Here is a 23,400-nt window from a genome sequence, read left to right as displayed (position 1 = left end):
CTCGTCAGCCGGTCGAATTGGGTCGCCGCCGCATCACCTCGGCGATGGCCCGGTCGAGATGGGCCTGCAGGAAGGGCTTGTTGAGGCGCGGGAGGTCGGACATGCCGCCGTCGGCCAGCTCGGCATAGCCGGTGGCCAGCAGGACCGGCAGGCCGGGGCGCTCGCGCCTGATCTCGGCGACCAGTTCGGTGCCGGTCATGCCGGGCATCGCCTGGTCGGTCACGACCAGATCGACCCGCTCCAGCCGCGCGAGCGCCGCCAGCGCCTCGCGACCGGAATAGGCGGTGGTGACGTAGTGGCCGAGATCTTCCAGCATCGCCGCGGTGTTCACCAGGATCAGCGCGTCGTCGTCGACCGCGAGGATGTGGAGCGACATCGCCTCGGGCGCGGGCGCAGGGTCGCCGCGATGCGGCGGAACGTCGGCGCCGGCGGCCACGGGGATCCACAGCGACGCGGTCGTGCCGGCGCCCGGCGTGCTCTCGAGCTGCAGGCGGCCGCCCAGCTGCTCGGCCAGGCCGTGCACCATCGAGAGGCCGAGGCCGGTCCCCTTGCCCACGCCCTTGGTCGTGAAGAAAGGCTCGGTCGCGCGCACCAGCGTGGTCGCATCCATGCCGTGGCCCTGGTCGCGGACCGAGAGGCGCACGTAACGCCCGGCCGGCAGCGGGAAGGACGAGGCCGGCCCCGCCACGAGTTCGCTCGCGGTGATGGCGATGGTGCCGCCGCGCGGCATGGCATCGCGCGCGTTGACCACCAGATTGAGCAGCGCCATTTCGAGCTGGTTGACGTCGACCCGCACCGGGGCGAGCGACGCCGGGCAGTCGACGTCGAGCACGACCGAGGGCCCGAGGGTATGGTCGAACAGCGTCGTCATGCCGGACACCAGCGCAGCGACCGAGGTCAGTTCGGGATCGAGTTCCTGGCGCCGCGCGAAGGCCAGCATGCGCTGCGTCAGGGCGGCGCCGCGGCGCGCCGCCTGCATGGCATTGTCGATCAGCAGGAGGTTCTTCTCGTCCGGCGGCAGCCGCTTGCGCACCAGTTCGAGGCTGCCGATCACGGCGGTGAGCAGATTGTTGAAATCGTGCGCCACGCCGCCGGTGAGCTGGCCGATCGCCTCCATCTTCTGCGACTGGAACAGCGCCTCGCGTGCCCGCTCCAGTTCGAGCAGCGCCTCGCGCCGCTCGGTGATGTCGCGCGTGACCTTGGCGAAGCCGCGCAGCGTGCCGTCGGGCTCGCGCACCGGATCGATGACGATGCTGGCCCAGAAGCGCGTGCCGTCCTTGCGCACCCGCCACGCCTCGTTCTCGAAGCGACCCTCGTGCAGCGCGGTGGCCAGCGCGCGCTCCGGGGCGCCGGCGGCGCGGTCCTCCTCGGTGTAGAAGCGCGAGAAGTGCTGGCCGACGATCTCTTCCTCGGTATAGCCCTTGATGCGCTGGGCGCCGGCATTCCAGGTCGCGACGTTGCCCTCGGGATCGAGCATGTAGATGCCGTAGTCGGTGACGCTCTGCACCAGCAGGCGGAACTCCTCCTGGCTGCGACGCAACTGCTGCTCGGCCGCCCGCCGCTTGGTGAGGTCGCGCGTGATCTTGGCGAAGCCCAGCAAGGTACCGTCCGGACCGCGGATCGGGTCCATGACCACATGCGCCCAGAAGCGGGTGCCGTCCTTGCGCACGCGCCAGCCTTCGTTCTCGAAGCTGCCTTCGCGCAGGGCGATGTCGAGGGCGCGGGCCGGCAGGCCGTCGCGGCGATCCTCCTCGCCGTAGAAGCGCGAGAAATGGCTGCCGATGATCTCGTCGGCGGTGTAGCCCTTGAAGCGCTCGGCCCCGCTGTTCCAGGTCACGACGTTGCCCGCCGGATCGAGCATGTAGATCGCATAATCCAGCACGCCCTCGACGAGCAGCCGGAACGAACCGTCATCCATGGGTTCGCGAACGAACGATGGCGCTTTCCGGGAAGGGGCCAGCATGGCGCCTCTGTATCACATGTCGCGCCGGCCGGAACGACCACGGCGCGCGCACGCCCGCTAGCCGAACTGCAGCGAATCGAAGAACTGCGCGACCAGCGGGCTGCCGAGCTGGGCCATCGGTCCCTGCGCGACCTGCGAGTAGACCGCCTGCGGCGTGAGATAGAGGCGCGCGCGCACGAAGCGGTCGCCCGCCGTCGCGAGCACGAACTCTCGGCCTGTGAGCGGGCCTGTCTCGATCTGGCGCTGGTCCCGCACCGTGCTGCCCGGCCAGCTCTTCATCATGCCGCCCTGCGCCTGCTCGAGGGCGGTCGCGAGGGCCGCCCCCGAAGGCACCGACGGCGGCGTGGCCGGCACGACATCCACCAGCTCCAGCGTCACCTTGTCCGGCAGCATGTAGACGTAGGAATTGAGCGTGCCGTCGTGCGTGGGTACCTGCAGGTAGCGATAGCCCAGCGGCATCTTCAGGCGATAGCGGTTACCGGGACCGGCGACGGCGACCCAGACGGCCTCTGCCCTTGCCGGTATCGACGCTCCGAACAGTCCGGCCGCGGCGCCTGCCGCTATGAAGTTTCGACGATTCATCGTGTATCCGCCCCGGTGGAGAGCCTGCATTCTGCTCTCCCCGCTGGCGCTTGCAATCGCGATTGCGCGTCCGGCCTCAGCGCATCCGCTCGACCGCCTGGGCGATGACCTTGAGTTTCTCCTCGGCCGACGTCGTGCTGCAGATCGGGTTGTCGGCGAAGGTGGCGAAGCCGCAGTCGGGATGGAACAGGAGGCGGTCCTTGCCGAACAGGTCGATGGCGCGGGCGATCTTGGCCACGACCTCCTCCACCGGCTCGGCCTCGGCGCATTTCTGGTTGACCACCCCGACGCCGATGCGGGCCTCGTCGGGCAGCGCCTTCAGGATCTCCAGCTCGCCGGCGCGCGGCGTGCACATCTCCAGGAGATAGGCGCCGACCCGCATCTGCTTCAGCGTGTCGACCAAGGGGCGATAGTCGCCGCTCAGCGCCACCGATTCGTCGGGCGTCCAGTTGCCGCGGCAGACATGCAGCGCGATGCGCTCGCGCGGGCTACCCTCGACCACGGCATTGACCAGGTCGCGCGCGAAGGCGAGCTCGTGTGCCGGCTCGCGCGATTCCGACAGCGCGCCGCACATGAAGCTGGGGCCGCTCTTGGCACCGCTGAACACCACCTCCGACAGGACGGGCTCGTCGAACTGGACCAGCGAGACGCCGGCGTCGAGCAGGTCCTTCAGTTCGCCGCGCAGCGCCGACACGATGTCCTGGGCCAGCGCCTCGCGGCTTTCATAGGCGCGCTCGTTGAGGCACTCCATCCACATGGTGCGCGTGAGCAGGTAAGGGCCGGGCAGCGCGACCTTGATCGGCTTTGAGGTCAGGGTGCGCAGGAAATCGGCCTCGTGGCCCACCAGCGGCCGGCTGCGCGCGATGCGGCCCAGCACCGCCGGGTGGCGCACGTCGGCGGCCGGCACGTCGAGCGCCCGCAGCTCGCGCTCGAATTTCTCGGGATCGTCGACCAGCGGCAGCAGGTCGGTCAGCGGGATGAGCTGGCAATTGTCGAGCCGCGTCGCCACGAAGCTCGCATAGGAATCGCGGCGCTGCTCGCCGTCGGTGAGGACGCCCACTCCGGCCCGTTCCTGCGCGGCGACCACGAGGCGCACGGCGTCGTTGGCGGTCGCGTGGAACGCGGCCTCGTCGAGCCTGCCTTCGACATGGGAATGCATCGCCTCGACCATCCAGCGCGGACGCGGCCAGGAGCCGATGCCCATGACGGACATGGGAGGCACAGGCGGCGCGGCGACAGGCTCGGTCCGAGTATGAGCGCCCCTGGAGTGGCGCGCTCCAGCACTGTCCGTCGTGCGGAGCGCGCCACTCCAGGGGCGCTCTTCCCTGCCGCCGCGCTCGGCGAGCCTGCCCTTGGCGATCACGAAGCTGCGCTGCTTGCCGACCTTCTGGAACGACACCAGCTCGTTGGACGTCAGGCGGCACCAGGCGGGCAGGTCCTCGTCGACCGAGATTTCCGTCGAGAGGATTTCCAGCAGCTGGCCGCGCGCCATCGGGTCGATGTGCTTGCGGATCAGCAGCAGAAGCCCGTTGCCGCAATCGAGATCGCCGCCGTCGAAGCTGACGTCGGGACCGGTGATGCCCTCGGGAAACGCATGTGTCTCGGTCGGCTTCATGTCGGAGTCTCGCTGTTGCCGTAGAGGTGGCCGAACGCGGCCTCGTCGAACTGGGCCACCGGACTATCGATCACCTTCCGCCCCTGCGACAGGCCGACGACGCGATCGGCGTAGGTGCGTGCCAGATGGACCTGATGGAGCGAGCAGACGACGCCGACGCCGTCGCTGCGCGCGATGCGCTGCAGCAGGTCGAGGACGCCCGCGCCGGCCGCGGGATCGAGGCTGGCGACCGGCTCGTCGGCCACGATCAGGCTGGGCCGCTGCGCCATCGCGCGGGCGATCGCCACCCTCTGCTGCTGGCCGCCCGACAACGTGTCGGCGCGCTGCATCGCCTGGCGCAGCAGGCCGACCCGATCGAGGCATTCCAGCGCCAGCAGCCGGTCGGCGCGGTCGAAGCGGCGCATCACGCCGCGCCACGCCGGCACATGGCCGAGACGGCCGGCCAGCACGTTGTCGAGGGCGCTGAGGCGGCTCACCAGGTTGAACTGCTGGAACACCACGGCGATGCGGCGGCGGGCGCGTCCGTGCAGCTTCGCGATGTCGTCGCCGCCGACGCGGACCTCGCCTCTGTCCGGCGGCAGCAGGCCGGTCAGGCAGCGGAACAGCGTCGTCTTGCCGGCGCCGCTGGGCCCCAGCACGGCAACGAACTCGCCCGCGCGCACGGTGAAGCTGATGTCGTCGATCGCCGCATGGCCCTTGAAGGCCTTGCCGAGCCCGACGGCGCTGAGGTGTGGAGCGCCCCTCATGACCGGATGAGCCGCTTGCGCAGCCAGGCCGAGACCTGGTCGAGCACGGTCACGACCACCAGGATCATGGCGATGATGGTGAACAGCCGCGGGAAGTCGAGCAGGTCCATGCTGTTCTTCAGTTCCAGCCCGATGCCGCCCGCACCGACCACGCCCAGCACGGTCGAGGCGCGGATGTTGAACTCCCACCAGAAGAGCGTGGTCGACAGCATGACCGGCAATATGTCCGGCACCAGCGCGTAGCAGATCGCGGTGAAACGGCCGGCGCCGGTCGTGCGGACGGCTTCGAGAGGCCCGAGATTGGCATTCTCGATATGATCGGCGAAGAACTTGGCGGCACTGCCCCAGGTGTGGAGCGCGATGCCGATCACGCCGGCGAAGGGGCCGAGCCCGACCGCCGCGACGAACAGCAGCGCGAAGACGAAGGAATCGATGCCGCGCAGCGCGTTCAGGAACCAGCGCACCGGGTAATAGAGCGCGGGCCACGGCGTGATGTTGCGGCTGGCCAGGATCGCCATCGGGATGGCGAGCAGCGTCGCGAGCGTCGTGCCGAGCGCCGCCATCGCCACCGTCTCGGCGATGCGATAGGCGAACAGCGGCACCTCGCGCGTGTCGGGCGGCCAGGCCGACGCGATCCAGTGGCCGAGCCTGGGCAGGCCGGTCGCCAGCCGCTCGAGATCGATGCCCGCGAGGTCCCACGACACGGCATAGAAAGCGAGGACGAGCGCCGCGACGAACCACAGCCGCAGGCGTCGGGCACCGAAGCCACGCCCCTGCGCCTCGAGATCGGCCAAGGCTTTCTCTGCGGCAGTCATAAACCTCCCCCGTCACACGGGGGAGGTGGCCCGAAGGGCCGGAGGGGGAGAGCCATGAGTCTGAACTCTTCCCGATCGACAATCATCGCGTTGCTTTCCCCCTCCCTGCCCTCCCCCGTATGACGGGGGAGGGAAAGAGCTTATCGCCCTAAGCCTTTGGCTTGATCTTGCCGACGGCGATGCCCGCCTTCTCGATCATGTCGTAGCTCTTGTGCGTCGCCGGCACGAAGCCGGTGTAGCGCGGCGGCAGCAGGGTCCTGGCCTGGTCGGCCGTGATGGAGGTGAGGATCTTCTGAACCTGCGCCCCCATCTCCTTGGGCGCATTGGCCGGCAGGGCGATGGCATCGTTGGGCAGCGGATCCGACGTCCAGATGATCTTGTTGCTGTCTTCCTTGATGCGGCCGGCGGCGATCATGGCGTTGCGCTGACGGTCGAAGTCGGTGGCCATGTCGACCTGGCCCGAGCTCACCGCCATCTCGTTGGCCGGATGCGTCGCGCCCTCGCTGTACTTCCAGAAGGTCCTGGGATCGATCTTCCAGACTTCCTTGGCGTAGTAGGTCGGGATCAGCCAGCCCGAGGTCGAGCCGACATCGGCGAAGGACATCGACTTGCCCTTGGTGTCGTCGGGGAACTTCGTCACCTGCAGGTCGGGCCGGGCGACGATGATCCCGAGATAGGTCGGCTTGTCGTCGTACTTCACCGTCGCCACGGCCTGGCAGCCAGTGGCGTTGTTGGCGATGATGTAGCCCCACGGGCCCATCCAGGCGACGTCGAGCTGGCCCGAACCCATGGCGACGGCCATGCCGGCCCAGTCGGTCGTGGCGACCAGGTCGAAGTCGGGATTGCCCAGTTCCTTGGCGAGATGCGCGAACAGCGGCAGATAGGCCTTCTTCGTGTCGTCGGGCGTCGGCATCAGCGGGCCGACGCCGAAGCGCAGCTTCTTCTTGCCCTGCGCGATCGCCGGGCTGCCGAGCAGCGAGGCGACCGACAGCGCGCCCGACGCGGCGATGAAGCCGCGGCGGTTGGACTTGGGGATCGTCATGGCGTCCGTCCGCTCAGTAGCTGACGCTGGGACAGGCTTCGCCCATGAATTCGACCAGCTTGGCGCCGCCGACCACCAGAGCGCCGTCGACCAGGTTGTTCTCGTCGAGCTTGCGCTTCTTGAAGCAGGGCGAGCAGACGAAGATCTGGCCGCCGGCCTCGACGAAGCTCTTCATCAGGTCCTTGAGCGGCGCGAAGCCTTCCTCGTGGATGTCGTCGGCATAGCCCTTCTGCGACAGCCGCGTGCCCTCGATCGACAGGAAGACCATGGTCTTCTTGTCCGACGCGACGGCGGCGTTGGCGACGACGAAGGCCACGGTGGCCTTGTCGGTATCGTTCTTGGCGTGGGTCAGGCTGACGACGAATGAACCGGGCATGTCTCTCTCCTCCTCGATGACTTCAGGACCAGTCGGCGCGCGACCGGATCCAGAAGCTCTGGGTCGCCGGATCGTGCGCGAGCAGTTGGTTGTTCGTGAGCCGGCACCAGGCCGGGATGTCGTGCGGCGCGGAGATGTCGAGCGCGATCACGCGCAGCACCCCGCCGGGCATCGCCTTCAGCTTCTTGCGCAGGTCGAGCACGAGCGGCCCGCAGCCGAGATGGCCGGCGTTCCATTCGTCGTCTGCTGCCGGAAATGCTCCCTGCTCCACCTGGCCGCCGTCCCACGAAATGACGCGCCCGCGCCGACGGCCTGCCAAATGGGCAGCAGTTCAGTCGGGCGGCGACAACGTCGGAATGATGATCTGGCGGACACGAACAACGCCCCGTCCCTAAGGACGACTGGCTCCCCCGGAGCACGGCGTTCCACTGGTGTCGCTCTGGGCCGGACAGTAAGCATCGGCCCGCAGAGGGTCAACGACAGGCGACGCGTCCGCCGCGTCACGCGGAACGAAGCGCCCTCGCGGACTATGCCAGCCGGTACTGCCGCTGGAAGAACGCCGAGTGCAGGCCGCCCTCGGGCGGGCGGGCGGAGATGTGTTGGGTGACCTGCGCGTTCTCCGCGCCGTTGCCGGCGACCATCAGCATGACGTGGTTCACTGGAATGGTCTTCAGCGTGCCGCGCCGCAGCAGCTCCTCGAAGACCTGCTCGGGCTGGCCTTCGGCAACGGGCGTCCAGTAGCGCAGCGCCTTCAGCATGCTCTGCGTCGCGGGATCCTGCGTGCGGTAGTCGCCGTCGACATAGTGCGTGCCCAGCGTCTCGATGCGCGCGATGCAGATCGGCTCGCCACCGGCCGCCGGATCCTCCAGACTATGGTCGGTGTGCAGCCCGTGCGGCTCGGGAAAGACGAACCTCCCATAGGCATAATGCTCCTTGCGATAGCGCGCCGGAGGAACGAGCACGCCCATCATCGCGTCGACGTCTTCGTTGTAGAGCCGCACCCAGGGCGCCATCGCATCGCCCGCGCTCGCCGCCACGCGCTGCTCCCAGTTTTCGTCGACGTTGACCGTCACGACGTCGTCGAACTGCCCGGCGGTTTCGAAGATCGCCTTCGCCGCATCGTCGCGGAAGCGGGCGATCGCCAGCGGCAGCTTCGTGTGCGCGGCGCGATCGTTGAAGCTCTGGTGCAGGCGTTCGAGCAGCGACCACGCCGCGTCGGAGAAGGTCACCGGCTCCAGCAGCCTGAGCCGCGACGGCAGGGCCGCCCAGGCCTCGCGAAGGGACGTCGTCATGTCCACAGCCTAGCACCTGCCCCCATGCGGATTGACAAAAAGCGGCAAGGGATCACGCTGCAGGGCAATACGGGGGGAGGATTCATGACGACCACCGTCTATTTCGCCACCAACAGGATCGCCAACCATCCGGCGGACCGGCCGGAGAACTACACGTTCTTCATGACGGCGCCCGACAATCCGCTGCAGGTGACCTACGGCACGGCCTTCGTCGACAGCGCCGGGCTGACGGCCGACACGGTGGGCGCCATCCGCTCGCTGCACGACCTGCAGAAGGGCGGCTTCAGCCCGGCGGCGATCGACGACCTGGCCGAGGGCGGGCGCAACATCCTCGTCTTCGTCCACGGCTTCGCCAACAGCTTCGAGGATGCGCTGACGCGCGCGGCCTTCAACCGCGAATGGCTGGCCCAGTCGGGCGTGAGCGAGGCGGACACCACGGTCGTCACCTTCAGCTGGCCCTCGCGCGGCCAGTTGTTCGCGGTCCCCTTCCCGACCCTGCCCTACCGCTCGGACCAGCGCATGGCCGGCGGCTCGGGCCTGCCGCTGATGCGCTTCCTGGCCAACCTCCTGCCCATCCTCGAAAGGGCGCGCGCGAACGGACGGCGGACCTTCCTGCTGACCCACAGCATGGGCAACCTCGCGCTGCAGGCGGCGGTGCAGGCCTGGTTCGACAGCGGCAATGGCGATGCCGGGATGTTCGACCACATCTTCCTGGCCGCGGCCGACATCGTCGACGACGCCTTCGACGCTTCCGTGACCAACAGCCTGGCGCCGCTCTACCGGCTCGGCCGCCGCATCACGATCCTCCATAGCCGGCGCGACCAGGTGCTCGACGGGCTGAGCGAGACGCTGAACTTCTGCCATCGCCTCGGCCAGGACGGGCCGCGCGGCGGCGGCGACGCCCTCCTGTTCCCGCCCGCCACCTACCGGATGGTCGATTGCAGCGGCTTCACCGACTACGACACGGGCTTCGCCGGCTCGCACCAGTATTACCGCCGCTCCGCCGGCGTCCGGACGGAGATCGCGGCGCTGATGGGGGCTTAGATCATCCAACCGCCCCCGTCATACGGGGGAGGTGGCCCGAAGGGCCGGAGGGGGAAGGCAACAGCAAGGATCAAATCGTTGCTTTCCCCCTCCCTGCCCTCCCCCGTGTGACGGGCGAGGAGAATGAAAGACACACCGTTTCGACACACCTTACCGTCATCATGCGGACGAGGCCCGCCCCTGCGACAGGAGACACGCCATGACCGCGCCGCGCCCGTACCGGACCCATATCGGCAACCACAAGCTCCAGCCCGAGACGCTGATGCTGAGCTACGGCTACGACCCGGCGCTGTCGGAAGGCGCGGTGAAGCCACCGGTGTTCCTGACCTCGACCTTCGTGTTCGGCTCGGCCGAGGAAGGCCGCGACTTCTTCGACTATGCCGCGGGCCGCAAGACGCCGCCCGCCGGCAGCGCCGCCGGCCTCGTCTATTCGCGCTTCAACCATCCCAACAGCGAGATCGTCGAGGACCGGCTGGCGGTCTACGAGGGCGCCGAGACCTGCGCCCTCTTCTCCTCCGGCATGTCGGCGATCTCGACGACCCTGCTCGCCTTCGCGCGGCCGGGCGACGTGGTGCTGCACTCCCAGCCGCTCTATGGCGGCACGGAGACCCTGCTGGCCAAGACCCTGTCGGGCTTCGGCATCGGCGCGGTGGGCTTCATCGACGGCGTCGACGAGGACGCGGTCCGCGCCGCCGCGACCGAGGCCCGCAAGCGGGCGGCGGCCCAGGGCGGCCGCGTCGCCGTCATCATGATCGAGACCCCGGCCAACCCGACCAATACGCTGGTCGACATCGCCCTGCTGCGCCGCCTCGCCGACGAGATCGGCACCGCCCAGCCCGGCGGCCCGCCGGTGCTGGTCTGCGACAACACCCTGCTGGGGCCGGTGTTCCAGCGCCCGCTCGACCACGGCGCCGACGTCTCGCTCTATTCGCTCACCAAATATGTCGGCGGCCATTCCGACCTGATCGCCGGCGCGTCGATGGGCCGAAAGGAGATCATGGGCCCGATCCGCGCGCTGCGCGGCAGCCTCGGCACCCAGCTCGACCCGCATTCCTGCTGGATGCTGGGCCGCTCGCTGGAAACGCTGGGGCTCAGGATGGAGCGCGCCAACTCCAACGCCCGCCTGGTCGCCGAATGGCTCGCGGCCCATCCCAGCGTGGCGAAGCTCCATTATCTCGGCCTGCTGCCGGCGGGCTCGCCCGAGAAGGCGCTCTACGACCGCCAGTGCACCGGCGCCGGCTCGACCTTCTCGTTCGACATCAAGGGCGGCGAGAAGGAAGCCTTCGCTTTCCTGAACGCGCTGAAGATCTTCAAGCTCGCCGTGAGCCTCGGCGGCACGGAATCCCTGGCCAGCCATCCCGCCGCCATGACGCACTCCGGCGTGCCGCTCGAAGTCCGCGACCGCATCGGCGTTCTGGACACGACGATCCGCCTGTCGGTAGGCATCGAGCATCCGGACGATCTGATCGCGGATCTCACGCAGGCGTTGGCGGTGGTAGCCACGAAAGATCGATAAGAAGGACTTGCGGGTGCCTCAGGCATTCCGTGCATAGATTGAGAAGTCTAAGTCGTTGGATCGCCGTCCATCCCACGATCCCAAAACTTCACCGCGGTGTCGCGAACGTATGCAACAATGTCGCGAGTGTCCGTGGTCTCCGCGTTCAACGTAATAGACATGCGATCGACCAGAACGAGCGTCGCCACCATCAAGCGGTTCAACGCGCGTGGCGTAGCCCCGTGACGGTCAATCTCCCGGTTATGGTGGGCAATCACATTGTGCCGGAGTTTTCGTAGCGAGCCATAGATTGGCAATGCCTTGATCCGCTCAAACTTACGAACGGCTTTTCGAGCAGCTGCCTCCACCTCACTATGTGTTCGATGCTGATCTCGTGCGATGGCCTCTAACAGAGGCGCGGTCCGGAATCGCTTAATGAGCTTCGGAATACTTATGACGTCGCCACTCGATTTTTCTTCGTACGTCGCAGCTAAGGTTACAGCGAAGGCCATATGGGTGCCCTTCTGATTGTATTCCATCGCCCACTGGCATTCCGAATTGGTCCAGCGCGATGCGAATCCAGGAACACGGAATACCGCTCTCGACACGGCCAAATAGCTGGCCGCCTTGCGGGTCTCTTCCTGAATGCGCCGCAGGTCGCGTCGCGAATGTGTGAGAACGTCGACCAAATCGATCCCAAGGCTTCGTGCTCAATAGTAGCCGACTTGCCGAGCCAAGCCATACGTTGATGCCATCACCGTTCAGGCATGGCCGATTGGACACCTTGTTCCTAGTTGCATGCACAAACTTGCGACGACCAATGCGCCGAGAGTGCAACGAACCAGCATAAGCCTAGGTTAGTAACAGCCTGGTCTTGCCGCGATCTCGGTCTTGCGTTACATGTAACCATGCATGGGAGGCTGAACGTGCCATCAGTTAGAGTCCCCAAGTCTACGCGGTTGAAGGTCCAGGAACATCGCGACCGACTGCGGGCGCTGGGGTTGCGGCCGATTCAGATCTGGGTGCCGGACGTGCGGGCGTCCTCGTTCCGGAAAGAGGCGCATCGCCAGTCCTTGGCCGTCTCGCGGAGTGCGCACGCGCGCGAGGATCAGGCGTTCATCGACGCGGTTTCGGACTGGCAGGACGAGTGAAGCGCGGCGAAGTCTGGAGCGTCTCGGGCGGCAAGCACTATGCGGGCAAGCCTAGACCGGTCGTCATCGTGCAGGATGACACCTTCGACGCCACCGATTCCATCACGATCTGTGCCTTCACGACTGACTCCAGCGAGGCACCGTTGTTCCGGCTTGTCGTCGAGCCGAACGAGCGCAACGGTCTGCGCGCTCCTTCGCGGCTGATGGTGGACAAGATCACCACGGTTCCGAGATCGAAAGTCGGCGAGAAGATTGGGCGGCTCGACGACGAGGACGTGCTTCGGCTCAACCAGGCGGCGATGGTGTTTCTCGGCCTCGCCGTGTCGCCACGCCTCAGCAGAAAAGGGCAGTGACGAGCGGACGCGAAATGTGCGGCCCATACAATCTCTGAATGTACAGAGAGCGCGTCGCACCCTAGCATGTATCCCGCAAAGGATTCGCAGTCGCAATCCGACCGGCGGGGGAGTGGGGCGTGCATTTCGTTTGGGTTGTTTTCGTCGTGCTCGGTCTGGTGCCGGGCAGCGCTGCACTGGCGCAGACGGCCAAATGCCCCGGCGGACCGCCGGATTGGAAGATCGACAGCCGCACCGGCTGCAAGGTCTGGAACCTCTGTCCGCAGCACAACGAGACCGTCATCTGGTCGGGAGCGTGCGTTGACGGCATCGCAAACGGTGTCGGCACCAGCGTCTGGTATCGTGACGGCAAGCAGACCGAATCCTATGAAGGAAACCTTAGGGCCGGCAAGAGCGATGGCCACGGGATCATGCGGCTCGGGAACGGCTCCATCGAGGGCGAGTGGCGCGACGGGCAGGTCGGCGGGCAGGTCGTGATGGTCACCCCGAACTACCGCTACGAGGGCGGGTTCAACGCCGGAAAGCCGCATGGCTACGGCGTCCTGACCCGCGCCAGCGGCACCGTGTACAAAGGTAACTGGACCAACGGATGCCTGAAGATCGATGCCAAGGGCACGATGATCGCGCTGATCGCGACGGCTGCCGAGTGCGGCGGGACCCGCAGATGAGCGCGGCGCGTCGAAACGTGCAGGTCTTGCTCCTGGTCGCGGCCGTCGGCATCGTTCCCGCAATGCCGGCGCTGGCTCAGTCCAAGGATTGCCCGGGAGGGCCACCGCGCTGGGTCGCCGACAACCGCACTGGCTGCCGAGTCGCCAATATCTGCCCCCAACTCAACGAGACCGTCCTCTGGTCGGGTACCTGTGTGGCCGGGCTCGCGGAGGGCAAGGGCATGCTGCACTGGTACCGCAGTGGCGCGGTGGTGAGCTGGTACGAGGGCGAAATGCGCCGCGGCATGCGCAACGGCCGCGGCACCCTGACGATCGTGAAAGGCAACCGCTACGAGGGTGATTTCATCGACGACGTGATGGAAGGACGCGGCACGCTCACCTATGCCAACGGGGGTCGCTACGAGGGCGAGTGGAAGCAGGGCCGTCCCGATGGTGTGGGGAAGGCCACGCTCGGCCGCCAGACCTTCGAGGGGACGTGGGACAAGGGCTGCTTCGTGCAAGGACAAAGGGCTGCCGCCATCGGCGCGGACACCAGCGACTGCGAACCTCGCTGAGGTTGCCCCTCACCTCTGCGCCGCCCCCTCCCGCGTCTTCCACATCGACCAGGCGATGCCGGTGGCGATCAGGCCGATGGTGACGGCGAGGCTGGCGACGGGCGGGAACTTCGCGTCGTCCAGCAGGAAGTCCGAGACGAAGATCTTGGAGCCGATGAAGACCAGCACCGCGGCCAGCGCGTGCTTCAGGTAGTGGAAGCGGTCGATCATGGCCGAGAGCGCGAAGTAGAGCGCGCGCAGGCCCAGCACCGCCATGATGTTCGAAGTGTAGACCACGAACGTGTCGGTGGTGATGGCGAAGATCGCCGGCACCGAGTCCACGGCAAACACCAGGTCCGCGAGGTTGATCACCACCAGGGCGAGGAACAGCGGCGTCGCGGCCAGGACCCTGCGGCCGGTGCGCTCGTCGGGCGCGGAGACGAAGAAGCGGTCGCCGTGCAGCTCCTTGGTCACGCGCAGGCGGGTGGAGATCCAGCGGATGGCGGCGTTGTTGGCGAGGTCCGGCTCCTGGTCGTTGGTGAAGAACATTTTTATGCCCGTCACGATCAGGAAGGCGGCGAAGAGGTAGAGCACCCAGTAGGCCTCGCTGACCAGCGCCGCGCCGGCCGCGATCATGAGGCCGCGCAGCACGATGACGCCGATGATGCCCCAGAGCAGCGCGCGGTACTGGTACTTGGCCGGGATGGCGAAGAAGGTGAAGATCAGGCTGATGACGAAGATATTATCGATCGACAGCGCCTTCTCGATGAAGAAGCCGGTGTAGTACTGCATGCCCAGCTCGGCGCCCTTCTCGACCCAGACCCAGGCGCCGAAGGCCAGCGCGATCGAGATGTAGAAGGCCGAGAGCTTCAGCGATTCAGCAATGCCCATCACCCGGTCCTCCTTGTGCAGGAGGCCGAGGTCGAAGGCGGTCAGCGCCGCCACCAGGGTCACGAAGGCCAGCCAGAACCAGACCGGCGTGCCGAGGAAGGGCTGGACCAGAAGCTCGGTCATACCGGAGTCCGAAGGATGGGGCGGCGCATGTCGGTTCGTCCTCTGCGGGTGAGAGGGCGAAGATGGGCGGCGGCCGTCGATTGTAGAAATAGAAAGAATGGGCCAGAGTTGATAGCCATGGACTATCATCTCTCAGGAGCCCGCCATGACCACGCTGCGCCAGCTCTCCTATCTGGTGGCCCTGGCCGACACCCGGAATTTCCGGCGGGCCGCCGACGCCGTGCACATCGCCCAGCCCACGCTCAGCCAGCAGGTGCGGGCGCTGGAAGCGCGGCTGGGCGTGACCCTGGTCGAGCGCAACGAGAGCCCGGTCCAGCTCACGCCGATCGGCCGGGACCTGGTCACGCGCGCGCGGCGCATCCTGCTCGACGTGAAGGATGCCGAGGACATGGTGCGGCGTTCGCGAGCGGGCATCGCCGGCACGATCCGCTTCGGCGTCACGCCGACGCTCGGCCCCTACCTGATGCCGCGCATCGTGGCCTCGCTGCACCGGCGGTTCCCCGACCTGCGGCTCTACATCCGCGAGGGCATTCCCGACGAGCAGGTGCGCGAGCTGGCGCGGGGCGCGCTCGACATGGTGCTGTCGCCCCTGCCCGTCTCCGGCAGCGACCTGCACATCGAGCCGCTGTTCCGCGAGCCGCTGCACATCGTCTGCCCGCCCGAGCATCCGCTCGGCCGCGCCGGCAAGGTGCGCCGCGGCGACCTGGCGGGCATCGGCTTCCTCAGCCTCGACCGTCGCCACCATGCCCACCGCCAGGCCCGCGAGATCTGCGACGACCTCAAGGCCACGCTGCTCGAGGACTATGAGGGCACCAGCCTCGACAGCCTGCGCCAGATGTGCGGCTCGGGGCTGGGCTTCGCGATCCTGCCGGAACTCTATCTGCGCTCGGAGGTCGGCGGCGCCGACATGGTCACCCGCCTCCCGATGGCCGGCTGGAGCGCCAGCCGCTCCCTCGCCGCGGTGTGGCGCGACGGCTCGGCCTATGCCGACAGCTACGCCACCATCGCCGAGACGATCGCCGCGGAGGCGCGGAGCATTCTTGCGGGGCCGGCGCTGTAGAGCATCCCAGCGAGTTTCCGTCGTCTCGACCGAAGCGCCCCTCGAGTACCTCGGGGTAAACTCCACGCGAAGCGGAGAGACCTCCTCTCCACCAAAGGCTGTCAGACTGAGGAGAGAAGGTCCCTCCACTCCGCTTCGCTCCGGTCGGGACGACGGGTGCTTCGCTCTAAATCCCCTCGTTCGGGATCTGCAGGACGATGCCGCAATGCTTGCAGTGGACGGCGTCGATGTCGTGCACCAGCAGGGCGCAGGAGGGGCATTCGAAGCGGATCTTGTTGGGCCGGAAGATGGCCTGCAGCAGGCGCAGGAACAGGCCGACGCCCACCACCATGATGATCACCGCGAGCAGCCGGCCGCCCGGGGTCTTCAGCGTGATGTCGCCGAAGCCCGTGGTGGTGAGCGTCGTGATGGTGAAGTAGAGCGCGTCGACGTAGTTGGCGATCTGCGGATTGATGTGGTGCTGGGTGACGTAGACCACCGACGTCACGATGAAGATGAAGACGCCGAGATTGACCGTGCGCTGGATGATGTCCTCGTTGCGCCGGAACCACTCGGAATCGTGCCGCAGGTCGCGCAGCAGGTGGTAGGAGCGCAGCAGGCGCAGCGCCCGGGCGATGCGCAGGAAGGCCAGGTTCTCGATGAAGACCGGCAGCAGCAGCGACAGGATCACGATCAGGTCGGCCGCCGAGGACAGGCTGAAGAGATGGCGCAGCGGCCGCCGCTGCACCCACAGCCGCGCCGCGAACTCGACCGACAGCAGGATGCCGAGGGCGAGGTCGAGGGCGATCATCCACGTCTGGTGGCCGCCGAAGGGCGCGACGAAGAACAGGCCGATGGTGGCGAGGTCGAAGCCCACGAGACCGTAACGAAACCGTCGCGCTTCCGGTCCGTCGCCGAAATAGAGATCCTGGAACTTTTCGCGCAATGCCGTCGTTGCCATGCCTCCAGATACCACGGCCCCGGCGTCGGGGCACCGGAGCCTGTCCGCCATGTCCCCGCCACTGCCGCAGGCCCGTCGTCACCCAAACGACCGCCAGATGCGCTACCGTGGGCCCATGAAGGAAACCGACAGCTCCGACGCGGCGAGCACCGACACGACGGCCCCGTACTGGCGCCGGGAGACCGCGACGCGGGCCGGACTGATCGTCGATGCGAAGGCCTATTTCGAGGTCGGCCGCCAGGCGATGCTCAAGGCCCGCAAGCGCATCATGCTGATTGGCTGGGACTTCGACGCCCGCATCGAGCTCTCCGACGAGCGACTGCCGGGCGAGCCGCAGACGCTGGGCGAGTTCGTGCTGTGGCTGGTGAAGCGCAATCCCGAGCTGGAAGTGTTCCTGCTGCGCTGGAACATGGGCGCGGTGAAGACCCTGTTCCGCGGCAAGACGATCTTCACGCTGATGCGCTGGATGGCCCACCCGCGCATCCACACGCGGCTGGACAGTGCGGTGACCCTGGGCGCGTCGCACCATCACAAGATCGTCGTGATCGACGACTGCGTGGCCTTCTGCGGCGGCATCGACATGACCAGCAACCGCTGGGACACGCCGGAGCATCGCGACGACGATCCGCGCCGGGTCGGCCCGGACGGCAGCCCCTACGCGCCGTGGCACGACGCGACCACCATCCTGGAAGGCCCGGTGGCGGCGGCGCTGGGCGAGCTGTCGCGGCATCGCTGGCGGAAGGCCGGCGGCGCCGAACTCGCGCCGGTCGAGGGCGGCGGCGGTTGCTGGCCCGACGGGCTCGACGCGGGGTTCCGCGATATCTCCGTTGCGATCTGCCGCTCGCGCCCGGAAGGCGACGGCGAGGCGGCGGTGCACGAGATCGAGGCGACCTACCTCGCCCTGATCGCGCGCGCCCGGCGCTACATCTATGCCGAGAGCCAGTATTTCGCGTCGCGCCGCATCGCCGAGGCGATCGCGCACCGGCTGGAGGAGCCCGACGGGCCGGAGATCGTCCTGGTCAATCCCTTCAGGTCGCAGGGCTGGCTGGAGCCGGTCGCCATGGATACGGCCCGCGCCCGGCTCTACGGGGCGCTGCACCGGCTCGACCGGCACGGGCGTTTGCGCCTCTATCATCCCTACACCGCGCAGGGCGAGCCGATCTACGTGCACGCCAAGATGACGATCGTCGACGACGAAGTGCTGCATGTCGGCTCGTCGAACATGAACAACCGCTCGATGCGTCTCGACACCGAATGCGACGTGACGATCGATGCCGCCCATCCCGGCAACGACGGCGCCATGGACCAGATCCGCTCCCTGCGCGACAGCCTGCTCGCCGAACATCTGGGAGTCCCCGCCGACGAGGTTGCCGCCGCGATCGAGACGAAGGGCTCGCTGATCGCCGCCGTCGAGGACCTGCGCGGCGAGGGCCGCTCGCTGCGCCCCTACGAAATTCCCGACCTCGAGGAGGTCGAGAAGTGGCTGGCCGACAACCAGGTGCTCGATCCCGAAGGACCCGACGACGTGTTCGAGGCCATGAGCAACGGCGGCCTGCTGCGCGGCCTGCGGCGGCGCCTGGGCGAACGCGCCGGCCGGATCAAGGAACGGCTGATGCCGGGCTGATTCAGCCCGCCTCTCCGCCCGGCCGCTTGGCACGGGCGAACGGCTTGCGCAGCATCTCGGGCACGGTCCGCCGCATCTTCTCGAAGGCGACGTAGAGGCCCGGGATCACGAAGATGCCGAGGCAGGAGGCCGCCAGCATGCCGCCGAACACGGCGGTGCCGACCGCGCGCTGGGTCGCCGCGCCCGCGCCCGAGGCGATCACCAGCGGCACCAGGCCGAGGATGAACGCGAAGGAGGTCATCATCACGGCGCGGAAACGCTGGCCGGCGGCCGAGGTGGCGGCCGTCACCGGGTCGCTGCCGCCCGCCCGCTCGTGCATCGCCACTTCGATCACCAGGATGGCGTTCTTGGCCGCCAGCGCGATCAGCACGACGATGCCGATCTGGGCATAGATGTTGTTGGCGAGGCCGGTCAGCCACAGCGCGGCCAGCGCGCCGAACAGGCCGACGATCACCGACAGCAGCGCCGCCACCGGCAGCGCCAGGCTCTCGTAGAGGCCGACCAGGAACAGGTAGGCGAACAGCACCGCGAGCGCGAGCACGAAGCCGGTCTGGCTGCCCGCCTCCTTTTCCTGCTGTGCGGTGCCCGCCCACTGGAAGCCGTAGCCCGGCGGCAGGCTGGCGCGCGCCACCCGCTCCATCGCCGCGATCGCCTCGCCGGAGGAATAGCCCGCGGCCGGTGCGCCGTTCAGCGTCACCGAACGCAGGTTGTTGTAGCGGTTGATGGTGGCGGGCGCGGTGGTGAGCTCCAGCGTCGCCATCGCCTGCAGCGGCACCAGCGTGCCGCTCGACGAGCGCACGCGCACGCGGTTCACATCCTCGACGGTGCGGCGGTCGATGGCGTCGGCCTGTACGCGCACCGTCCAGGTGCGGCCGAACATGTTGAAGTTGTTGACGTTGCGGCTGCCCATCGCGGTCTGCAGGGCGGCGAAAATGTCGGGAATGGCGACGCCCAGCGTCTCGGCACGGTCGCGGTCGAGCTCGAGCCGGATCTGCGGCGTCGAGGCGCTGTAGGTGGTGAAGACGCCGGCCAGCTCGGGCGCGGCCTGGGCGGCATTGATGACGCCGCGCGCCACCGCCACGAGTTCCTCCGGCGGTGCGCCGGTGAGGCTCTGGACCTCGAACTCGAAGCCCGACGAGTTGCCCAGCCCGGCGATCGGCGGCGGGTTGAAGGCATAGATGTTGGCCACGGCCACCCGCTGGAACGCCTTGTTGAGCCGCTCCAGCACCGCAAAGGCCGACAGGTCGTGACCGGGCCGCTCGGCATAGGGCTTCAGCGACACGATCATCATGGCGCGGTTGGGCAGGTTCAGCCCGTCGATCAGGCTGTTGCCGCTGACGGTGAAGAAGTTCTGCAGCCACGGCTGGCCCGTCAGCATGGCCTCGACCTCGGTCACCGCCTCCAGCGTGCGGCTGGTCGAGGCGGCGTCGGGCAGCTGGATCTCGGCCATGAAGGAGGACTGGTCCTCCTCGGGCAGGAAGCCGGTGGGCACGATCCGCAGCAGTCCGCCGGTCGCCAGTGCGAACAGGGCGACCAGGCCGACCGCCAGCACGCCGCGCCGGATCAGCGGCGCCGCCAGCTTCAGGTAGCCGTTGCGGGTGGCGTCGAGGCCGCGCTGGATGCGGGCCATCAGGCCGCGCGGCGCGCCGCGACGGGTGAGCAGCAGGGCGCACAGCGCCGGCGACAGCGACAGCGCGTTGACCGCCGAGATCACCATGGCGACCGAGATGGTGAGCGCGAACTGCTGGTAGAGCTTGCCCGCGATGCCCGGCATGAAGGCCGTCGGGATGAACACCGAGAGCAGCACCAGGGTGATGGCGATGATCGGTCCCGTGACCTCGGCCATCGCTTGTTCGGTGGCCTCGGCCGGCGTGAGATGCGGCTCTTTCTCCAGCTTGTGCTCGACTGCCTCGACCACGACGATGGCGTCGTCGACCACGATGCCGATGGCCAGCACCAGCGCCAGCAGCGACACGGTGTTGAGCGAGAAGCCCATCATCTGCATCACCGCGAAGGTGCCGATCAGCGCCACCGGCACGGCGATGATGGGAATCAACGTCGCGCGGACGCTGCCCAGGAACAGGAAGACGACGATGGCCACCAGCACGAAGGCCTCGATCAGCGTCTTCACCACGCTCTTGATCGTCGACTCGACGAACACCGTCGTGTCGTACATCACCTCCAGGGCGACATCCTCGGGCAGCCGGTCCTCGACCTCCTTCAGCACCTGGCGCACGCCCTCGGCGGTGGCCAGCGCGTTGGCGCCCGCAAGCTGGTAGATGTTGATGCCGGCCGCCGGCTTGCCGTTGTAGCGCGTGGTGACGTCGGCATTGGCCGAGCCCAGCTCGACCCGGCCGATGTCGCGGATGCGCAGCAGCGCGCCGTCCGGGTTGGCGCGCACGGTGATGTTGCCGAACTCCTCAGGCGAGGTGAGCCGGCCCTTGGCCGTGATGTTGATCTGGAAGTCGACGCCGTCGAGCAGCGGCGCGGCGCCGACGCGGCCGACGGCCGCCTGCATGTTCTTGGCCTCGATCGCCGCCACGACATCCTGCGAGGTGACGCCGAGGCTCGACATGCGGTCGAGGTCGAGCCACACGCGCATGGCATAGTCGAGCCCGCCGAACAGGCCGGCCGAGCCGACGCCCGGCACGCGCTGCATGGCGTCGATCACGTTGATGGTGGCGAAGTTCGACAGGAACAGCGCGTCGCGGGTGCCCTTGGGCGAATAGACGGCGACCACCTGCAGCAGCGCCGAGGACTGTTTCTTGACCAGCACGCCGTTGCGCTGCACCTCGTCGGGGAGCTGCGGCATGGCGCGGCTGATGCGGCTGTTGACGTTGACCGTATGATCCTGCGGGTTCGAGCCCACCTTGAAGTAGACGCTGAGGGCGTAGCTGCCGTCGCTGCCCGAGGTCGACTTCATCGAGATCATGTTCTCGACGCCGTTGACGTTGCGCTCGATGATCTGCGCCACGCTCTCCTCGACCACCTGGGCCGAGGCGCCCGGATAGCTGGTCGTTACGGTGACCTCCGGCGGCACGATGTTGGGGAATTGCGCGATCGGCAGGCTGCCCAGCGCCAGCAGGCCCGCGATGACCATGATCGCGGAGACGACGAAGGCGAGCCGCGGACGGCGGATGAAGACGGCGGCGATGCCCATGGGATCAGCGCTTCGGCTGGCCGGCGGCGGCCGGCGCGGGCTGCGCCTCGACCGCCATGCCCGCGCGCACCCGCTGCTGGCCCTGCACGATGACCCGGTCGCCCTCCTTGAGGCCGCCCGTCACGGCGATCATGCCGTCGCGCACGAAGTCGACGGTGATGCGGCGCTGCTCGACGACGCCCTTGCCGTCGACGACGTAGACGTAGCGGCCGGTCTGGTCGATCGCCATGGCCGCCTGCGGCACGACCATCACCTTGGCCGGTTCGTTGCCCTCGACGATCACCCGCACCGTCTGGCCGTCGGTCAGCAGCTCGTCGGCATTCTCGAACACCGCGCGCGCCATCTGTCCGTCGGTGGTGGGATCGACCGCGACGTCGATGAAGTCGACCTTGCCCTTCTCGGGGTAGAGCTTGCCGTCGGCGAGGCGCAGCCGGACGGACAGCGCCTCGCCCGTGCGCAGGTCGCGGCGCACGTTCAGCAGGTCCGCCTGGGGGACCGAGAACAGGGCGCGGATCTGCCGCTCGTTCACGATGGTGGCGAGAACGCCCGATTCCGGTCCGACGAGATTTCCCGGCGAGACGCTGGAGCGCCCGATCAGGCCGGCGATCGGCGCCGTGATCTGCGTATAGGAGAGCTGCAGCTCGGCATCGTCGAGCTGCGCCTGGGCGTCGTCGAGCGTGGCCTTGGACTGCAGCTGCTCGGCGAGGCGCTGGTCGTAGGAAACCTGCGAGACGTTGTTGGTGCGCAGCAGCTCGACGGCCCGCTTGAGCTGCGCGTCGGCATTGATCAGCGCCGCCTGGGCGCCATCGCGCAGCGCCCGCTTCTGGTTGACGGCGATGCGGTAGGGCGTCGGATCGATGGTGAACAGGAGCTGGCCTTCCGCCACCTTGGTGCCGTCGGCGAACTCACGCCTGCCGAGCACGCCCTTGACGCGGGCGCGCAGCTCGACCTTGTCGAACACGGCGAGGCGGCCGACATATTCGGACTGCGGCGCCAGGGTCCGCACCTCGACCGGCCGCACCAGCACGACCGGCGGCGCATTCTCGGTGGCTTTGGTCTGGGCGCCGGCCGGCAGCGCGAAGGCGAGTGGGAGAAGGAGACCGGGAAGCAATCCGACAAGTCGTCGACCGAGAGCAAGGGAAAGCTGCCCAAAACCGCGCGCCCCGAATCTCATCTCTCAACTCCAAGTCTTTGTCGAAGCCGACGATGAACGGGCCTCGAGGCGTCACAAACCATATTTCGACGCCACGGAGGCTGCATGACTTATTCAATAACCTTTTGCAACGAGGCAGATGGCTCGACGACGCGCCGGGGACGGTCAGCGACCCTCCGACGCCACGGAACGCGACTGACGGTGCGGCGTTATCGGCGCGACGGTGGAGAGAATGACATGAACTACAGGGTTTTGGCGGTCTGCGCCGCGTCCCTCTCGCTGTCGGCGGCCGTGCCGGTTCTCGCCCAAGGCTCCTTCGGCCCGCTCTCCATCGAAAGCTGCCCCGATTACGTGGCAAAGGCCACGAGCCAGGTTCAGATGGCGGCCGGATGCAACTTCCCGGGTTCGCGCTGGAGCGTGGATCCGGCCGACCATATGGCATGGTGCAAAGCGGCATCCGCCCGTGACCGCGGCCGGGAAGACGACGAACGTCGCAAGGCCCTGGTGACCTGCCGGGGAGATTTCGGGGCTGTTCCGATCATGAACTGCAAAGAGTACGCGGCGAGGTCACGATCGCAGGTCGAGCTGGCCCAGTCGCTTGCGTCGGATTGCGTCTTCGAAGGGATGCGGTGGAGTTCGAACCTGGTTCAGCACGTTCACTGGTGCAATCGGACCCCCGCAAACCGGCACGAATTCGAGGACGCCGAACGCCGCAAGGAATTGGCCGCGTGCAAGCCGAAGCCCAAATAGGACCAAGGGCAGCACGAGTTCATT

Annotated in this window: 23 protein-coding genes; 9 read left to right on the top strand and 14 right to left on the bottom strand. The window is 67.7% G+C overall.

Going from position 1 to position 23,400, the window contains the following annotated elements:
* Positions 1-4 precede the first annotated feature (4 nt).
* From ACO07K_RS03805 to ACO07K_RS03765, 9 genes are all read right to left on the bottom strand, one after another.
* On the bottom strand, positions 5-1,918 hold the full coding sequence (locus ACO07K_RS03805; RefSeq protein ID WP_422034563.1) for a PAS domain S-box protein: 1,914 nt from the start codon (positions 1,916-1,918) through the stop codon (positions 5-7).
* Positions 1,919-2,020: 102 nt separating this feature from the next.
* Complete coding sequence (locus tag ACO07K_RS03800; RefSeq protein ID WP_422034562.1) at positions 2,021-2,545, bottom strand: hypothetical protein; 525 nt, start codon at positions 2,543-2,545, stop codon at positions 2,021-2,023.
* Between the two features lie 76 nt (positions 2,546-2,621).
* The gene (locus ACO07K_RS03795; RefSeq protein WP_422034561.1) at positions 2,622-4,160 is read right to left on the bottom strand and encodes a 5-methyltetrahydropteroyltriglutamate--homocysteine methyltransferase; all 1,539 of its coding nucleotides are present in this window, start codon (positions 4,158-4,160) and stop codon (positions 2,622-2,624) included.
* Positions 4,157-4,906: a phosphonate ABC transporter ATP-binding protein gene (gene phnC, locus ACO07K_RS03790; protein ID WP_422034560.1), complete on the bottom strand. Its 750-nt coding sequence runs from the start codon at positions 4,904-4,906 to the stop codon at positions 4,157-4,159. Before phnC ends, ACO07K_RS03795 begins: the two co-directional genes overlap by 4 nt.
* Positions 4,903-5,721, bottom strand: a complete 819-nt coding sequence (phnE, locus tag ACO07K_RS03785; protein WP_422034559.1) for a phosphonate ABC transporter, permease protein PhnE — start codon at positions 5,719-5,721, stop codon at positions 4,903-4,905. The genes phnC and phnE overlap by 4 nt, the downstream gene beginning before the upstream one ends.
* A gap of 148 nt (positions 5,722-5,869) precedes the next feature.
* Positions 5,870-6,763 (bottom strand): phosphate/phosphite/phosphonate ABC transporter substrate-binding protein, encoded by an 894-nt coding sequence (locus tag ACO07K_RS03780; RefSeq protein WP_422034558.1) that lies wholly within the window; start codon positions 6,761-6,763, stop codon positions 5,870-5,872.
* Positions 6,764-6,776: 13 nt separating this feature from the next.
* Complete coding sequence (locus ACO07K_RS03775) at positions 6,777-7,139, bottom strand: DsrE family protein (RefSeq protein ID WP_295145723.1); 363 nt, start codon at positions 7,137-7,139, stop codon at positions 6,777-6,779.
* 22 nt (positions 7,140-7,161) lie between these two features.
* A complete protein-coding gene (locus ACO07K_RS03770) occupies positions 7,162-7,410 on the bottom strand; it encodes a sulfurtransferase TusA family protein (protein WP_422034557.1) in 249 nt (82 codons plus the stop codon).
* A gap of 256 nt (positions 7,411-7,666) precedes the next feature.
* Positions 7,667-8,431, bottom strand: a complete 765-nt coding sequence (locus tag ACO07K_RS03765) for a hypothetical protein (protein ID WP_422034556.1) — start codon at positions 8,429-8,431, stop codon at positions 7,667-7,669.
* Positions 8,432-8,515: 84 nt separating this feature from the next.
* On the opposite strand from ACO07K_RS03765, the gene ACO07K_RS03760 reads away from it, so the two are divergent.
* Positions 8,516-9,475, top strand: a complete 960-nt coding sequence (locus tag ACO07K_RS03760; protein ID WP_422034554.1) for an alpha/beta hydrolase — start codon at positions 8,516-8,518, stop codon at positions 9,473-9,475.
* A 199-nt stretch (positions 9,476-9,674) separates the two neighbouring features.
* Positions 9,675-10,991, top strand: a complete 1,317-nt coding sequence (locus tag ACO07K_RS03755; RefSeq protein WP_422034553.1) for a cystathionine gamma-synthase family protein — start codon at positions 9,675-9,677, stop codon at positions 10,989-10,991.
* Between the two features lie 47 nt (positions 10,992-11,038).
* On the opposite strand, the gene ACO07K_RS03750 is transcribed toward ACO07K_RS03755, so the two are convergent.
* Positions 11,039-11,659, bottom strand: a complete 621-nt coding sequence (locus tag ACO07K_RS03750; RefSeq protein WP_422034552.1) for a hypothetical protein — start codon at positions 11,657-11,659, stop codon at positions 11,039-11,041.
* Between the two features lie 237 nt (positions 11,660-11,896).
* On the opposite strand from ACO07K_RS03750, the gene ACO07K_RS03745 reads away from it, so the two are divergent.
* From ACO07K_RS03745 to ACO07K_RS03730, 4 genes are all read left to right on the top strand, one after another.
* The gene (locus ACO07K_RS03745) at positions 11,897-12,121 is read left to right on the top strand and encodes an antitoxin MazE family protein (protein ID WP_422034551.1); all 225 of its coding nucleotides are present in this window, start codon (positions 11,897-11,899) and stop codon (positions 12,119-12,121) included.
* Positions 12,118-12,474 (top strand): type II toxin-antitoxin system PemK/MazF family toxin, encoded by a 357-nt coding sequence (locus tag ACO07K_RS03740; protein WP_422034550.1) that lies wholly within the window; start codon positions 12,118-12,120, stop codon positions 12,472-12,474. Before ACO07K_RS03745 ends, ACO07K_RS03740 begins: the two co-directional genes overlap by 4 nt.
* A gap of 119 nt (positions 12,475-12,593) precedes the next feature.
* Positions 12,594-13,142, top strand: coding sequence for a hypothetical protein (locus ACO07K_RS03735; RefSeq protein ID WP_422034549.1), 549 nt, complete (start codon positions 12,594-12,596; stop codon positions 13,140-13,142).
* A 17-nt stretch (positions 13,143-13,159) separates the two neighbouring features.
* Complete coding sequence (locus tag ACO07K_RS03730) at positions 13,160-13,696, top strand: hypothetical protein (protein ID WP_422034548.1); 537 nt, start codon at positions 13,160-13,162, stop codon at positions 13,694-13,696.
* Between the two features lie 9 nt (positions 13,697-13,705).
* Here ACO07K_RS03730 and ACO07K_RS03725 read toward each other — a convergent pair whose 3' ends face one another.
* Positions 13,706-14,689 carry a TerC family protein gene (locus tag ACO07K_RS03725; protein ID WP_422034547.1) on the bottom strand — a complete coding sequence of 328 codons (984 nt, stop codon included), beginning with the start codon at positions 14,687-14,689 and terminating at the stop codon, positions 13,706-13,708.
* Positions 14,690-14,834: 145 nt separating this feature from the next.
* Between ACO07K_RS03725 and ACO07K_RS03720 the strand changes: the two genes are divergently transcribed.
* Positions 14,835-15,749: a LysR substrate-binding domain-containing protein gene (locus ACO07K_RS03720; RefSeq protein ID WP_422034546.1), complete on the top strand. Its 915-nt coding sequence runs from the start codon at positions 14,835-14,837 to the stop codon at positions 15,747-15,749.
* A 166-nt stretch (positions 15,750-15,915) separates the two neighbouring features.
* Here ACO07K_RS03720 and ACO07K_RS03715 read toward each other — a convergent pair whose 3' ends face one another.
* Positions 15,916-16,689: a potassium channel family protein gene (locus tag ACO07K_RS03715; RefSeq protein WP_422034545.1), complete on the bottom strand. Its 774-nt coding sequence runs from the start codon at positions 16,687-16,689 to the stop codon at positions 15,916-15,918.
* 49 nt (positions 16,690-16,738) lie between these two features.
* Here ACO07K_RS03715 and ACO07K_RS03710 point away from each other — a divergent pair, with 49 nt between their 5' ends.
* On the top strand, positions 16,739-18,313 hold the full coding sequence (locus ACO07K_RS03710) for a phospholipase D-like domain-containing protein (RefSeq protein WP_422034544.1): 1,575 nt from the start codon (positions 16,739-16,741) through the stop codon (positions 18,311-18,313).
* 1 nt (position 18,314) lies between these two features.
* On the opposite strand, the gene ACO07K_RS03705 is transcribed toward ACO07K_RS03710, so the two are convergent.
* A complete protein-coding gene (locus tag ACO07K_RS03705; RefSeq protein WP_422034543.1) occupies positions 18,315-21,473 on the bottom strand; it encodes an efflux RND transporter permease subunit in 3,159 nt (1,052 codons plus the stop codon).
* A gap of 4 nt (positions 21,474-21,477) precedes the next feature.
* Positions 21,478-22,584, bottom strand: a complete 1,107-nt coding sequence (locus ACO07K_RS03700; RefSeq protein ID WP_422034542.1) for an efflux RND transporter periplasmic adaptor subunit — start codon at positions 22,582-22,584, stop codon at positions 21,478-21,480.
* Between the two features lie 279 nt (positions 22,585-22,863).
* Here ACO07K_RS03700 and ACO07K_RS03695 point away from each other — a divergent pair, with 279 nt between their 5' ends.
* The gene (locus ACO07K_RS03695; protein ID WP_422034541.1) at positions 22,864-23,376 is read left to right on the top strand and encodes a hypothetical protein; all 513 of its coding nucleotides are present in this window, start codon (positions 22,864-22,866) and stop codon (positions 23,374-23,376) included.
* Positions 23,377-23,400: the final 24 nt, after the last annotated feature.

Source organism: Reyranella sp., from assembly GCF_965228225.1.
Lineage (GTDB): Bacteria > Pseudomonadota > Alphaproteobacteria > Reyranellales > Reyranellaceae > Reyranella.
Note: the sequence above shows the minus strand (reverse complement) of the source record. Positions and strands in the feature narration are given on the sequence as shown.

Coding starts and splice junctions, on each gene's coding strand:
- ACO07K_RS03805 (WP_422034563.1), bottom strand. CDS start 1,918: ATGGATGACGGTTCGTTCCGGCTGCTCGTCGAGGGCGTGCTGGATTAT.
- ACO07K_RS03800 (WP_422034562.1), bottom strand. CDS start 2,545: ATGAATCGTCGAAACTTCATAGCGGCAGGCGCCGCGGCCGGACTGTTC.
- ACO07K_RS03795 (WP_422034561.1), bottom strand. CDS start 4,160: ATGAAGCCGACCGAGACACATGCGTTTCCCGAGGGCATCACCGGTCCC.
- phnC (WP_422034560.1), bottom strand. CDS start 4,906: ATGAGGGGCGCTCCACACCTCAGCGCCGTCGGGCTCGGCAAGGCCTTC.
- phnE (WP_422034559.1), bottom strand. CDS start 5,721: ATGACTGCCGCAGAGAAAGCCTTGGCCGATCTCGAGGCGCAGGGGCGT.
- ACO07K_RS03780 (WP_422034558.1), bottom strand. CDS start 6,763: ATGACGATCCCCAAGTCCAACCGCCGCGGCTTCATCGCCGCGTCGGGC.
- ACO07K_RS03775 (WP_295145723.1), bottom strand. CDS start 7,139: ATGCCCGGTTCATTCGTCGTCAGCCTGACCCACGCCAAGAACGATACC.
- ACO07K_RS03765 (WP_422034556.1), bottom strand. CDS start 8,431: ATGACGACGTCCCTTCGCGAGGCCTGGGCGGCCCTGCCGTCGCGGCTC.
- ACO07K_RS03760 (WP_422034554.1), top strand. CDS start 8,516: ATGACGACCACCGTCTATTTCGCCACCAACAGGATCGCCAACCATCCG.
- ACO07K_RS03755 (WP_422034553.1), top strand. CDS start 9,675: ATGACCGCGCCGCGCCCGTACCGGACCCATATCGGCAACCACAAGCTC.
- ACO07K_RS03725 (WP_422034547.1), bottom strand. CDS start 14,689: ATGACCGAGCTTCTGGTCCAGCCCTTCCTCGGCACGCCGGTCTGGTTC.
- ACO07K_RS03720 (WP_422034546.1), top strand. CDS start 14,835: ATGACCACGCTGCGCCAGCTCTCCTATCTGGTGGCCCTGGCCGACACC.
- ACO07K_RS03715 (WP_422034545.1), bottom strand. CDS start 16,689: ATGGCAACGACGGCATTGCGCGAAAAGTTCCAGGATCTCTATTTCGGC.
- ACO07K_RS03710 (WP_422034544.1), top strand. CDS start 16,739: ATGTCCCCGCCACTGCCGCAGGCCCGTCGTCACCCAAACGACCGCCAG.
- ACO07K_RS03705 (WP_422034543.1), bottom strand. CDS start 21,473: ATGGGCATCGCCGCCGTCTTCATCCGCCGTCCGCGGCTCGCCTTCGTC.
- ACO07K_RS03695 (WP_422034541.1), top strand. CDS start 22,864: ATGAACTACAGGGTTTTGGCGGTCTGCGCCGCGTCCCTCTCGCTGTCG.